Origin of the sequence: Sulfurimonas sp. (assembly GCF_028694895.1) — a bacterium.
Classification (GTDB): domain Bacteria; phylum Campylobacterota; class Campylobacteria; order Campylobacterales; family Sulfurimonadaceae; genus Sulfurimonas.
This window is the reverse complement of sequence record NZ_JAQVKA010000041.1, coordinates 1-14125: the sequence shown is the minus strand read 5'-3', so window position 1 is coordinate 14125 and position 14125 is coordinate 1. Positions and strand designations below refer to the sequence as shown.

Sequence of the window (14125 nt, the reverse complement as noted above, 5' to 3'; positions counted from 1 at the left end):
GATATTGCAGCTGGATATGATCATATAAGTTCAGCTATTGGGGCTGCTGTTGGTGGATGGCATGGAGCTAGTATGCTCTGTTATGTAACACCAAAAGAGCACTTGGGACTTCCAAATGCGAATGATGTTCGCGAGGGAATTATCGCTTATAAAATTGCAGCTCACGCGGCTGATATCGCAAGAGGCCGTAAAGGTGCTAGAGATATAGATGATGAGATGAGTGATGCAAGATACAGCTTTGACTGGAACAGACAGTTTGAATTAGCGCTTGATAGTGAGAGAGCAAGAGAATATCATGATGAAACACTTCCTCAAGATGTATTTAAAGAGGCTGAATTTTGTTCAATGTGTGGACCTAAATTTTGTTCATACAAGATAACTCAAAGTATCATGGATAATCCTGAAGCAATTGAACAAATCGCTAGAGAGGTTAAAGAGCGTGAAGCTCTTGGAGCCTAAAGGGCTTCTCTCTTGGCATAAAATGCCAAAGCTTTAGTGTCTAAACTTTTGTTGGATTTTGTTCAAAAAAAGTGAGTGATAATAGCAACGAGAAGCTTTAGGAGCTTAAGAAAGAGAATTAATTGATATAGGATAATTTTTGTCTTATTTAATTATGGTAGAGTTACAAAAATAAATTTTATAAAGGAAATAGATAAGAATGACTAAAGATATTGTAAATTCAGCACTATCAAAAGTTTTATATCCAGGTTTTACTAAGGATATCGTAACTTTTGGTTTTGTTAATAGTATAGAAATAAATGGCAAAGATGTTAGTTTTAATGTAGATATAACATCAAGTGCGCCAGAAGTTGCTCAACAAATCACAGATGATGCAACAAAAGAGTTAAAAGCAGTTGGTGCTGGTAATGTTGTAGTAAATATTAAAGCTCCAAAAATGCCAGAGGCTCAAAAACCAAAAAATAAAAACATTGCTCCACATATTAAAAACTTTTTAATGGTAAGTTCTGGTAAAGGTGGTGTTGGAAAGTCAACTACATCTGTAAACATAGCTATCGCTCTTGCTGCTCAAGGTAAAAAAGTAGGACTTCTTGATGCTGATATTTATGGTCCAAATATCCCTCGTATGATGGGTATTGAAGATCAAAAGCCTGAAGTTACTGGAAACAAAGTTCTTCCTATGAAAGCTTACGGTGTTTAAGTTATGTCTATGGGTTCACTTATGGAGCCTGGCCAATCACTTATGTGGCGTGGTGCTATGATTATGAAAGCGATTGAGCAGTTCTTAAGAGATATTCTTTGGAGTGATCTGGATGTTTTAGTTATAGATATGCCTCCAGGAACTGGTGATGCACAACTAACACTAGCTCAAAGCGTACCGGTTACTGCTGGAATTACTGTTACAACTCCACAAACTGTATCTCTTGATGACTCTCGCCGTTCACTAGATATGTTTAAAAAACTAAACATTCCAATAGCTGGAATAGTTGAAAATATGAGTGGATTTATTGCTCCAGATACTGGCGTAGAGTATGATATCTTTGGAAAAGGGACATCTGGCCCTATGGCTAAAGAGTTTGATACAAAAATAATCGCAGAGATTCCTATCGAGCCTAGTATTAGAACTGGTGGAGACGAAGGAAAGCCTATCACTTTTGTAAACCCAACAAGTGAGACTGCAAAGCGTTATATGGCAGCAGCTGCTTCTGTATGGGCAACTATCGAAGAGGTTAATGCTAAAGGTGGAGCTAGTAATGAGAGCGTTCAGCCAACAACTCCTCCAGGCGTTTCTGCTTGTAGCCAGTAAGCTACTACAAAACAAAAGCAATGCAGTTTAACTTGCATTGCTAATATCTAATACCTTAGATTAAAAATCATCCCCACTTTTAAACATAGCTTTCTCAAACTCTACTATCTTATTTCTTCCTGTATTTTTTGCCTCATATAAAGCTGTATCAGCATATTTTATACATTTCCAAATAGTGTCACCATCTGTTGGAAACTTAGCTATACCGATACTTAGAGTCTTTTTGAGTGGCTCAGAAGTTCCAACATCAAATGAAAGGGCAGCAAACTCAGAGTGAATTTTATTTGAAACTTGCATAACTCCATCATCTGTTGCATTGCTGAGTAGAACAAGGAACTCTTCTCCACCATAACGGATAGCTAAATCAGATTCACGAATAGAAGTTTTCAATACTTTTGAGAGAGCTAAAATAACTTTATCGCCCATATCATGCCCATATGTATCATTTACCATCTTAAAGAAGTCAATATCTAGCATGAGCACTGCATAAGTATCTTTATTTCTATTGGCTTGGCTCATGATTTTATCAATGACCTCTTCTAAGAATCTTCTATTATAAAGTCCTGTCATTCCATCACGAAGAGAAGTGTCTCTTAATCTCTCCATCAATATTTGACTCTCAATAACTGGTTTTGCAGCTTCAAGGTAGTGTCTTATGCTTGAGATATTTTTCTTCATAAGTTCAACTTCATCTCTATTATCAGAGGTCATAGAGACAGTTAAAGATATATCGTGATTGATAGTAAAAGGGATACAAACATAGTCAATGTCTTGACTAACACATGCACGACAAAGATTTGGAAATTCTGTTGAAATGGTAACCGTACCTGTTCTATGTGCTCTGCACTCCATTGCATTTTTATTAGTTTTTTCGAAGCAGATATTTTCTTCTTCTGTACTATATATCAGTTTTCTCTCTGATGTGACATTGTTAACTTCATAAAAAGCAAAATGGCCTACATTGTACTTTAGTCTAAGTATGTCAATTATTCTAGTATATACTTCATCCTTTGACGCATCAAGCTCGATAGTCTTTTTAAATTTATAGATATCAGATAACTCGCTTATGATGGTTTTTGCTTCATGTAGTGGATCACTTTGAGACACACTTCCTTGAGGTATAAAAGTAGCTAGATTGTTTTTTATATCTCCAAAAGTCTCTTGCATTTTTCTAAAGAGTGAATTCATATGCTCAACGACATATTTAGCATCTCCACCTACTTTTGAGGCAAATTGATGTGAAAAATCTCCACGATATGCTTTTCTTATTCCGTTTTGAAGGTTAGAAAAAAGATTCATATATGGTGTAACAAAATAGTTGATAAGAAATAAAACTACAACAATAAAGAGTAGGTTGATTCCTAATATTTTTAAAATTGTTATCATCCCGCTACTTCTCATATCGCTTATATCAAACTCCATACTGATGATTCCTAGCGTATCGCCTCTCTCTACATTATGACACGAGATACAGTCTGTGCTATCGGCTGGAGTTGAAGCTTTATAGGGAATAGTTACTCTAAGTACGGTATTTGATGCGTCTTCAGTTATTTTTTGAACACTCTGACCAGTTTTTAAAACCTCTTCATCAATGGCATCTCTCATTTTTTCAGATGAGAGTCCTTCTCCGTATTGGGCAGTAACTTTTTCTCCTCTTGCAATCCAGAGAGATTTTATATTGTTACTTGTTTCTATTTTGTCTAAGAAGTATTGTCTCTTATCCATCATACCGTTAACCATATGTGCTGTTAAGCCATCTTTTACGATATTTGCGGCCATTTGTGACTTCTCTACAGCACTATTGATGCTGTAATCTCTAAAGTTTAGAGAAATATTGACGATTGTTGCAGCAGTTAATGCAAGAAGCATAAAGGTTACTATTACTAGAAGTCTAGATTTTGTTGCCATCTGAAATCACTTTGTTTAAAATTTTTTAATAGTATCAAAGTAATTATTAAATTTAGGTTTAATAAGAAATAATTATTCTACAGTAACACTTTTTGCCAGATTTCGTGGCATATCCACATCGTTTCCTAATCTTATGGAGATCTCAAGAGAGAGAAGTTGAACAACAACCATCATCTCAAAAAACTCAAGCATATAATGATGACATGGGGTGATTTCTATAAAATCATCAGCTTTATCAAATGGAATCTGGCTAATCGCACAGATTGTAGAATCCCTTGCACTTAACTCTTCAACATTGCTTTTTGATTTTTCATAGTGAAGATGTTTTGGCAGTAATGCTATGGTAAAGAGTTCTGGGTCAGCTAGGGCAATAGGACCATGTTTCATCTCTCCAGCTGGGTAACCCTCTGCATGAAGATATGAGATCTCTTTTAGTTTCAAAGCACCCTCTAATGCCAAAGGATAAAATATATCTCTACCTATAAAGAAAAACCCATGTCCATGAAGATATCGCTTAGATAATCTTTTGATGCGCTCATGCATATCATCACTTACTTTTACATGTGATGGAATTTCTCTAAGCGTTGAGATATGTGAAGCTATCTCTGCTTTACTAAGTGAATTTTTAAGTTTTGCTACATGTAAAGAGAGCATCCAAAAAACTACAACTTGAGTTGCAAATGCTTTGGTTGAAGCTACTCCTTTTTCAATTCCAGCGCGAGTAAGGATTGCAGCATCGGCAACTCTCACCATAGATGAGTTGTCAACATTACAGATTACTAATGTTTTAAGTCCTGCTGCCTTTGCCATCTTTAGAGTCTCAAGTGTATCGGCGGTTTCGCCACTTTGAGAGACTACTACAAAGAGAGTATCTTTTGTCATAATCGGGTTTCTATATCTAAACTCACTAGCAATCTCTAATGTAGTTTTTATCTTTGAGTAACGCTCAAAGAGATAAGAAGCTGTCATTGCCGAGTGATAAGAAGTCCCACATGCGCAAAGCTTTATCTCATTTATACCATCAAAGAGAGTAGGGTCAAGCTCATCAAATGTAACTTCATCTTCTCTTAGTCTTCCCATCAGAGTATCTGAGATAACAACGCTTTGCTCATAAATCTCTTTTTCCATAAAAAATCTAAAGCCATCTTTTTGAGCAAGAAGTTTATTTTGTGAAAGAGCAGAAAATTTAGGCTCTTTTTTTATATCTTGAGCGTTAAAAATAGCTATTTCATCTGGAGTTACATATCCATAATCCCCATCTTCAAAATAGGCAACGCTTTTACAATGCCCAATAAGAGGAGTATCAGAAGAGGCAAAATACTTCTCTTCTTCATTGTTTATACCAACGAGCATAGGTGAGCCATGTTTTGCAAAAAAGATTGTGTCTGGATTGGATTTTGTTACAAGTAAGATAGCGTAAGCACCATGTAGCTCTTTTATGGTTTTAGAGAAGGCTTCAAAACTGTTTTTGCATTTTTTTAGATTTTTTTCAAACTGATGAACGATTACTTCAGTATCTGTCTGGCTTAAAAATGTAACACCACTGTTTTGTAGCTCTTTTTTTAACTCTGCGTAGTTTTCTATGATACCGTTATGAACTACATAAGAGCTCTCGCCTAAATGCGGGTGAGCGTTTAGCTCTGTTGGTTTTCCATGAGTTGCCCATCTTGTATGACCAATTCCGATAGCAAAACCATCTGTTTTAAAGTTTTTTGTTTTTTCTTCAAGGTTGATAAGCTTGCCTACTGCTTTGTAGTTTGAGAAGTTTCCATTTTCTAAAACAGCGATTCCTGCAGAGTCATATCCACGATACTCAAGCTCTTTAAGCCCATCCAATAAAATCTCTTTAGTCTCTTTTTTGCCTAAATATCCAACGATTCCGCACATGTTACTTGCCTTTAGTTATCAGTAGTTTATATATTTTTTCGACATTATTACATATATCGTTTTGTTTCTCGATTAAGAAGCTATCTCTTACCTTATGCTTTGTACTGTGAATCTTTGCAGTAACGATGTTTATGCTTAACTCCTCAAAACGCTCCATTATATAGGCTAAAAGCCCCTTTTGGTTTTGTGTGTTGACTGTAATCTCGGCGTGAGTGAGCGAGTGTTCACAATCAACTTGTATCTCTTTGGGATAAATCTTTACATTTTTTAGTCTAACGTGCCTGCTCATATCAAAAGCGTTGTTTATGATATCTTCTATATGAAGCACTTCATCTTCATCTACATGTTCTATAAACTCTATCTTAAAATATTTGACATTATCAAAAAGTGTAAAAATCTCCATAGAGGCTACATCAAGGTGGCTAAGCATTGCAAGAAGATAGCCTATGTTTAGTGGTATTTTTCTATATATTTCGATGCTTAGAGATTTTTCTGTATTGATTAAGTAGTTATATCTTCGCGTCTCTTTTGCAATAGTTGCGATTTTGATAACATCAAGTGGCGAGTGTTTAAAGAAGAAAAGCTCTGATTCAACATGTAAGAGTTTGTTTCTTAAAACTTTAGAGAGTTTAAGAAATTCTGGAAGCTTTGCTAAGCGTTTTTCTATATTTATCCTCTTTGCTGCATCATTTATTCTTCCAAAATTCTCAGCAGCCTCTAGTGTGTTTATATAGAGTTCATAAAGAAGGTTTGAGTTAAATGAGTTGAAAACACCATATCCAACACCGTTGATATCAGCGTAGGTTAAAACATAGAGAAGTTTTAGATTTTTTGCATCTTCTATATTTGACATAAACTTATAGAGTGTTTTTTCATTGTAGATATTTTCTTTAAAAGCTATGTTGCTCATAGTTACATGATGTCTTACAAGAGTTACACACCTTTGGATATCTTCATCTCTTAGTTTCATCTTCTTTGCAAAAGGTGCTACAAGTTTTGCGCCAATCTCGCTGTGATCTTTGCCTCGGCCTTTGCCGCTGTCGTGAAAAAGTGTAGCAATTTTTAAAAGTAATCTCTCGTTTTCATTAAAAGAGTCGTAAAGATTTTTGATAAAAATATCTTTGATATTCTCTAGTGCCTCAACTGATTTTATAGAGTGGATATCTACAGGATAGTGATGATAGCCATCAAACTGTGGTAGATGAAGCACCTTTTTAAAAGGGTGAAATAGATGATGAAGAACTCCTGCATCATAAAAGAGTTTTAAAAACAGATGCATATGTTTTTTTCTAAAAAGTTCTTTTAAATGTGTGTATGTTTTTGTTTTAAGCGGATGTTCTGGTTTTGCGTATGTGAGTTGATGTAAAAATCCAGTGTCAAACTTATAAGGCTTATCTTCAAGCATAACTAAGATTTCAAGCAGCCTGCTTAGCGGTAAAATTGGGATATTGTAAGAGGCGTATAGTACATCATCTAAGAGATAAATCCCTCTACATATTCGCCCGTTTTTAATCTTTGTAAATTGTGACATATCGACTATAAACTCTCTTGTCATTTTCTTTACAAAAATCTGTGTAAAGTTGCTAATACGCCACTGAGCTTCAAGAACTTTACTTACCATTTTTGTATGATTTTTAAACCCAAGCATAGCACTCACTTCAGGTACAAATTCGAGTAAAAGTCTATCTTCATGTTTTTTAGTTATGAGATGAAGTGCACTTCTAACACGAAAGAGTAACTCTAGCGCAATTCTGTATTCTTTATACGCCTCATCTAAAAAAAGTGTTCCAGATAAATCTTTTAAGGTCTTAACACCATAGATAGTTTGTGCTATCCAAAAAAGAAGGTTTGAGTCTCTAAGTCCTCCAGCGCTCTCTTTAATGTTTGGTTGCATTGATTGTGGATATTTTTTGTATCTAAGCTCAGACTCGCTTATTTTTGCTAGTATGTACTCTCTTTGATTATAAAGACGTATCTTGGTTAGGGCCTGTGTTGTGCTATGCCACGTTAGAGTGGAGCCAGTTATAAACCTTGCCTCCATAAGCGCCGTTCGTATGGTAATCTCCTCTTTACTTGCAAGAAAAAGGTCATTTACCTCATGAACTCTATGGCCTAGTTTTAGCCCAGCATCAAGTGCAAGATAGAAAAATTTCTCTATTATGAGCTCGCTATCAAACCCATCAATCTTCTCATAAACTATAAGCAAATCTATATCGCTATGAACACACAATTGCTCTCTGCCATAACTTCCAAGAGCTACAATAGCTATGGGGATAGAGCTTCTCATAGGAAGATAGTTGCCAAATATACGTCTTAGGATTGTTTTGTACATCAAAGAGATGATGGAGTCGAGTTGTTTTGTATGACGAACCAAAAAGTCTTTCCCTTGACTCTTTTTAAAAAGCTCAGGCAAAGAGTTTTTGTACTCATTTATATATATTTTAAAAAGTTTAGAGAGTTCAAAATCACTACCATTTTGCTCTATGAGATTTTCAATATCTAAAACAATATCCAAAGCAAAACCCTTAACTTTTTTCCTATTATAATCTAATTTGCTATAATCCTTTGAGTAAAAAATAATCAAAAAAAGAGAGAAAAAATGACAATTACAAAAAAAGTAACATTTATTGCAAAAAAAGATGGCGTAGAGATGATGAAAAAGCTTCTAACTGCTATGGTTAAACCATCTAAAGCAGAAGATGGATGTATATTTTACGATATCTTCCAGTGCAAAGAGAGACCTGAAAAGTTTTTTGCAGTTGAGACTTGGAGAGATGAGAAAGCCCTTGATGGACATAAAACAACAGAACACTACAAAATCTACAAATCAAGTTATGAGCAGTATTGTGTGGATAAATATAGTGATGATTTAGAGGTTTTAGGTGTTTAATTAGTAAGAGAGCAACATGCAGATTCTCACAAAAGCAACTAATTTAATTATTTAAACTACATTATGTTTGTTATGTAGTTTTTTCAACAATTAACAAACACTTTTGTATGTAATTTCTCCATATGACATTTAACACACACTAAATATTTAAGAATAATAAGTATATTTTCCCCTAAAGTTAAAAAATATTGAAATTTGTCATATTTTTCATCAAATTTTAATAATTAACACACATTTAACATGTAAGTTATTTTTATTTTTTTAAGTTGGTGTGTATATAATGTGTTTGAATAAATAGTTATGCGTAATTTCACCTGTGGTTGGTAGAGTAAATGGAACTTATTAAAATAAACAAAAAGAACATTGACCGAATGCTATCTCAGCATGACGCTGATGGTGGCAATGAGATTAATGAGAGTCTTGGGAAGCTATTTTCATCTTTATCTGATGAAGAAAATAAAAATGAAGTATCAATAAAAGTTGCCGCATTAAATCAGCTTTACTCGACCGCTATTCAATATATCAAACCAGTAGTTGCGAAAATAGTTTCTGAGGTTAAACAAAATCATTCAGAGTTGGACGATGATGCATACCTTAATCTAGTCGATAGGATTGCCTGTATCGAATGGGTAAGCGAAACAACAGGAAAACACCATAAAAGAAAGAATCTTTCACTTGCATCCAAGTATGTTCACTTTCTGAGTAAAAGGTATACCCCAATTTACGATAGCTATATATGGCTTGTGATGGTTGCTTATCTGAAAGAAAAAAATATTAAAATCAATCTGTCTTCCCCAGAGTCATATTCTGAATTTTATAGATGTTTCTCAAAGTTCAAAGAGAGTTATTGTCTTGAATCATACTCTAACTACCAGATAGATAAGTTTCTATGGCAGTATGGTAAAAATATACTATCAGAGATAATAAGATCCGAAGGTGTAAACTTGGATAAGGCAAAGTCCATCTTTAAAAAACGCATAACAAGGCGCTCAAGCAGGGACGCGCTAACGCGCACCGCTTAGCTTGGCGTTATGCATAAAAGAAAAGGAAAATATGCGAGTACTTGAACGAATTGAACTAATAGACCGAATAGGACGCGAATTACAATCACGCATGACCTTTGCTGATATTGCCGTTTATTTAGGAGCTTATGGTGTTAAAACAAAAGATATTCAACCTAGTTCAAATAGTAAATGGGTCTATGTGAAAGAACTACTTGCTGATAGTGATGAGAACATAATATTATCAATTGCTGAAGAACTTGAACTTAACCATAGCTTCTCTAGTAATGCTCCTAAAGAAGCAACTTTTTGGAAAACAGGACATTTCAAGTTATTCTTAAGTCATTTGGCATCTTTTAAATCAAACACTGCAAAACTCCAACAAGTTCTAAAAAAATATGCGATTACTTCATTTGTTGCGCATGAAGACATTGAACCAACTAAAGATTGGCAAATAGAAATAGAAACTGCACTACATTCTATGGATGCTATGGTCGCAATACTAATGGATGGTTTTAAAGAAAGTAATTGGTGCGATCAGGAAGTAGGATTTGCTGTAGGAAAGAATGTTTTAATTATTCCAGTTAGAAAAGGTCTTGACCCATATGGTTTTATTGGAAAATATCAAGGTATTCAAGCCAATGATAAAAATATTGGACAGGTTGCTGAAGAAATATTTCAAACAATTGTAAAGTCAACAAAAACACGTGGAAAAATACTTAGTGCATTATCTAATGCCATTACACAATCAACCAATATTAGTGAAGCTAGCGAGAAAGTTTTTTTACTTCAATCTGTTCAAAACATCCCACTTGATGTACTAGAAAACATTAAAAAGTCTGCAACTGAAAATACAATCTTAATTAACTCACCAGTATTTATTAATACTTTAAATAAACTATTCAGTGATTATTCTATAGATAAACTCAATGTCGGAGGAGAAGCAGTTGCAACTAAATGGAATGATGACGTACCATTTTAGACAAGTACATAACAAGTACGAGGAGACCAATAATTTACCCTCGCAGGAAAATTATCGCTCACGACAAACGTTATCTTAAAATTCACACCTCTTGACAAAACGTACGATATTGAGTACAATGTATAAAATTAACTTAAAAGTGGTTGTATATGACAAAAGTTATGACAGTGAGTCAAGTTAGAGCAGATATTTACAATATAATGGATGAAACAGCACAAACTCATGAACCGGTGCTTATTACTGGAAAAAGAAACAATGTAGTAATGCTTTGTGAGGAAGATTGGAATGCAATAGAAGAAACACTATATTTAAATTCTATACCAAATATGGCATCTTCAATTCAAGAGTCAATGAATGCATCTGATGAAGAGTTTAGTGAAAATATTGAATGGTAGAGTATAAAATACTTTATAGTACATTGGCATTGAAAGATGCCAAAAAATTATCAAGTGTTAATTTAGATAAAAAAGCTAAAGAACTTATTGAAATTATAAAAAAAGACCCATTTCAAAATTCACCTCCTTATGAAAAGTTGGTAGGAAACTTAAACGGTTCATATTCAAGAAGAATAAATATACAACATAGACTAGTTTATGAGGTAAGAGAAGATGATAAAGTAGTAAGAATTTCTAGAATGTGGTCACATTATGGAGAATAAGATAACAAATCCTAGCACCTGTAAGCCTCTCCAAAAAATTGCATAATTTAAAATGGAATAATTATTGACTAAGTACTCCTTGAGGGTGTAAAATAAATATTAAACATTACTAAAGAGAAAAACTACAAAAAGGTAATAAAACTATGCAATATTTAATGGCGATAGATGCGGGAACTGGAAGCATAAGAGCTGTAATCTTTGATACTTTGGGTAACCAGATAAGTGTTTCTCAAAAAGAGTGGACGCATTTAGAAGAAGAGGGTGTGGCTAACTCTATGAGCTTTGATTTTGAGGCTAACTGGACTCTTACATGTAAGTGTATAAAAGAAGCTCTTGAAGAGGCAAACTTAAAAGGCGAAGATATTTTAGCTCTTAGTGCAACTAGTATGCGTGAGGGAATTGTGCTTTATGATAAAGACGGTAGAGAACTTTGGGCAGTTGCTAATGTGGATGCTAGGGCATCTCGCGAAGTTAGATACTTAAAAGAGCATTTTAAGGGAATCGAAGAGGAGTTTTACGCACTCTCTGGGCAGACTTTTGCGCTTGGGGCGATTCCTCGAATCATGTGGCTTAAAAATAATCGGCCTGAGATTTATGAGAGAGTTGCAAAAATATCTATGATTGGGGATTGGATACTTTACAAACTTTGCGGGGTAATTGCGACTGATCCTAGTAATGGTGGAACTACGGGGATATTTTCTCTAAAAGAGCGTACTTGGGTTAGTGAGATGGCAAAGAGAGTAGGGATAAAGGATGATATATTTGGCGAAGTTTTAGAGGTTGGAACTCTTATGGGAAGCGTTAGCAAAGAGGCTTCTGTAGTAACTACTTTATCAACTAAGACACAAGTAGTTATGGGCGGCGGAGATGTTCAGCTTGGTTCTGCTGGACTTGGTGTTGTTGAGGTTGGACAAGCTGCGGTTTTGGGTGGCTCTTTTTGGCAACAAGTTGTAAATATAGACAAAAATACGCCTCCTCCAAAAGATATGGGCATAAGAGTAAATCCACATGTAATCTCTTCTCAATCCCAAGCAGAGGGAATCACTTTTTTTAGTGGCTTGATTATGCGATGGTTTAGGGATGCTTTTTGCGATATGGAAAAACTTGAAGCTGCTAAGAGAGGCGTGGATGTTTACACTATTATGGAAGAGAAAGCTTCCTCAGTTGCAGTAGGTTCTTATGGGATTTTACCAATATTTTCAGACTCCATGAAGTATGGAAAGTGGTACCACGCGGCTCCGAGTTTTTTAAATCTTAATATAAACCCAGAGATTTGTAACCGCTCTTCAATGTTTAGAAGTTTGCAAGAAAATGCGGCTATAGTCTCATCCATCAATCTTGATAAAATTATGTATTTTACGGGTGTAAAGCTTGACACTATTGTCTTTGCTGGCGGAGCTTCAAAAGGCTTTTTATGGCCTCAAATACTCTGTGATGTAACTGGATGTATAGTAAAAATTCCCAAAGTTACAGAAGCAACAGCGCTCGGTGGAGCGATGGCTGCTGGAGTTGGAGCTGGTATATATAAAGATATAGCAGACGCTGCAAAGAAGCTAGTTATCTGGGATAGAGTTTATGAGCCAAATATGGAAAATAAAAAAGTTTATGAGACAATAAAAATAAAATTTGAAGAAGCGTATGCAGTACAATTAAAGTTAGTAGATGATAGTATTACGACTTCAATGTGGAGAGCACCTGGCCTTTAGGTCAAAATTAAAAGGGGTTCTTCAAACTAGTCTAAAGAGAGACATCTCTGTGGGCTGATAATAATTCAAGGAAATGTATGTATTTGTTTACAAGTGAAGTAGTTAGTCCTGGGCATCCAGATAAGTGTGCGGATATTATCGCAGATAGTATAGTTGATAGACTGATTATTGGAGATCCAAAATCAAGAGTTGCATCAGAGGTTTTTGTTGCTGGAAAACATATAATTATTGGTGGCGAAGTTACCTCAAAGACTAAAGTAACAACAGAAGATTATAAGAAAATCGTTCATGATGCGCTTGCCGAGATTGGCTATGACGGCAATCCATACTTTTCAAAACAGGAGTGTTTACATCCTGAAGATGTAGAGCTTCAAGTACTTTTAAATGAGCAATCTCCAGATATAAATCAAGGTGTTGACCAAGAAGATGGCGAAGTAGGAGCAGGTGATCAGGGGATTATGTTTGGTTATGCAGACATAGAGACACAAAACTACATGCCAAGCGCTATAACTTATGCAAGAGTTTTGATGGAGAAAGTTTATAACTTTGCAAAAGCAAATCCTTCAAAACTTGGTGTTGATATTAAGACTCAAGTTACTATGGACTATGGTAGAAAAGAGAATTTTGAAAACTGTAACCCACAAAAGATTCACACTATTGTAGTCTCCGCTCCATGTGTAAGTACAATGGATATAAAAACTGTTCGAACACTTATCCAAGGTTTGATTGATGATGCAGGACTTCCTAAGGAACTTTACAACAAAGACGACTGTATTATCCACATAAATCCAACTGGAAAATATGTCTCTCACTCATCGTTGCATGATTCAGGACTAACGGGAAGAAAACTTATAGTTGACAGCTTTGGCGGGTATGCACCAATCGGTGGTGGAGCTCAAAGTTCAAAAGATTATACAAAAGTTGATAGAAGCGGACTCTACGCTGCACGTTACATCGCAAAACATATCGTTGCGGCAGGTCTAGCAAAAAAAGCACTTGTTCAAATCTCTTATGCGATAGGCGTGGCTCGTCCAACGTCAGTTGCAGTTGATACTTATGGTACAGTTATAAATGGGCTTGATGATGACAAACTCTCAGAGTTTGTACTTCAAAACTTCCCTCTAACTCCAAACTGGATTACTCGTAAATTTTCTCTTGATTATCCTTCAAAAGAGACTTTTCTTTACGCAGATGTTGCGGCTCGTGGACAGGTTGGCCAGAGTGATTATCCATGGGAAAAACTAGACGAACTTGCAAAATTTGAGGCATTAAGATAGTTATGAGTCTAAGAGATAAGATATTAAAAGGGGAGCGAATCAATTTTGATG

Annotated in this window: 11 protein-coding genes and 1 pseudogene; 9 read left to right on the top strand and 3 right to left on the bottom strand. The window is 35.2% G+C overall.

From position 1 onward, the window contains the following. The coding region (locus PHI38_RS06300; RefSeq protein ID WP_299853973.1) for a phosphomethylpyrimidine synthase ThiC at positions 1-459 on the top strand (459 nt) is incomplete at its 5' end. Between the two features lie 199 nt (positions 460-658). Then, positions 659-1765: pseudogene (locus tag PHI38_RS06295) on the top strand (P-loop NTPase). 60 nt (positions 1766-1825) lie between these two features. Here PHI38_RS06295 and PHI38_RS06290 read toward each other — a convergent pair. The 3 genes from PHI38_RS06290 to PHI38_RS06280 form a co-directional block, all read right to left on the bottom strand. After that, positions 1826-3673, bottom strand: coding sequence for a GGDEF domain-containing protein (locus tag PHI38_RS06290; protein WP_299853970.1), 1848 nt, complete (start codon positions 3671-3673; stop codon positions 1826-1828). Between the two features lie 72 nt (positions 3674-3745). Continuing rightward, positions 3746-5560, bottom strand: coding sequence for a glutamine--fructose-6-phosphate transaminase (isomerizing) (gene glmS, locus PHI38_RS06285; RefSeq protein ID WP_299853967.1), 1815 nt, complete (start codon positions 5558-5560; stop codon positions 3746-3748). Position 5561: 1 nt separating this feature from the next. Further along, entirely contained in the window at positions 5562-8075 is a 2514-nt protein-coding gene (locus tag PHI38_RS06280; RefSeq protein ID WP_299853964.1) for an HD domain-containing protein, read from the bottom strand. Positions 8076-8159: 84 nt separating this feature from the next. On the opposite strand from PHI38_RS06280, the gene PHI38_RS06275 reads away from it, so the two are divergent. From PHI38_RS06275 to metK, 7 genes are all read left to right on the top strand, one after another. After that, positions 8160-8450, top strand: a complete 291-nt coding sequence (locus PHI38_RS06275; RefSeq protein ID WP_299853962.1) for a putative quinol monooxygenase — start codon at positions 8160-8162, stop codon at positions 8448-8450. A 371-nt stretch (positions 8451-8821) separates the two neighbouring features. Further along, complete coding sequence (locus PHI38_RS06270; protein ID WP_299853959.1) at positions 8822-9472, top strand: hypothetical protein; 651 nt, start codon at positions 8822-8824, stop codon at positions 9470-9472. Positions 9473-9503: 31 nt separating this feature from the next. Continuing rightward, entirely contained in the window at positions 9504-10433 is a 930-nt protein-coding gene (locus tag PHI38_RS06265) for a toll/interleukin-1 receptor domain-containing protein (protein WP_299853956.1), read from the top strand. Positions 10434-10594: 161 nt separating this feature from the next. After that, positions 10595-10828, top strand: coding sequence for a type II toxin-antitoxin system Phd/YefM family antitoxin (locus PHI38_RS06260; protein WP_299853954.1), 234 nt, complete (start codon positions 10595-10597; stop codon positions 10826-10828). Beyond that, positions 10822-11091, top strand: a complete 270-nt coding sequence (locus tag PHI38_RS06255; RefSeq protein WP_299853952.1) for a Txe/YoeB family addiction module toxin — start codon at positions 10822-10824, stop codon at positions 11089-11091. Before PHI38_RS06260 ends, PHI38_RS06255 begins: the two co-directional genes overlap by 7 nt. 143 nt (positions 11092-11234) lie before the next feature. Next, the gene (lsrK, locus tag PHI38_RS06250) at positions 11235-12797 is read left to right on the top strand and encodes an autoinducer-2 kinase (protein ID WP_299853949.1); all 1563 of its coding nucleotides are present in this window, start codon (positions 11235-11237) and stop codon (positions 12795-12797) included. A gap of 77 nt (positions 12798-12874) precedes the next feature. Next, positions 12875-14074 carry a methionine adenosyltransferase gene (metK, locus tag PHI38_RS06245; RefSeq protein WP_299853946.1) on the top strand — a complete coding sequence of 400 codons (1200 nt, stop codon included), beginning with the start codon at positions 12875-12877 and terminating at the stop codon, positions 14072-14074. Positions 14075-14125 lie beyond the last annotated feature (51 nt).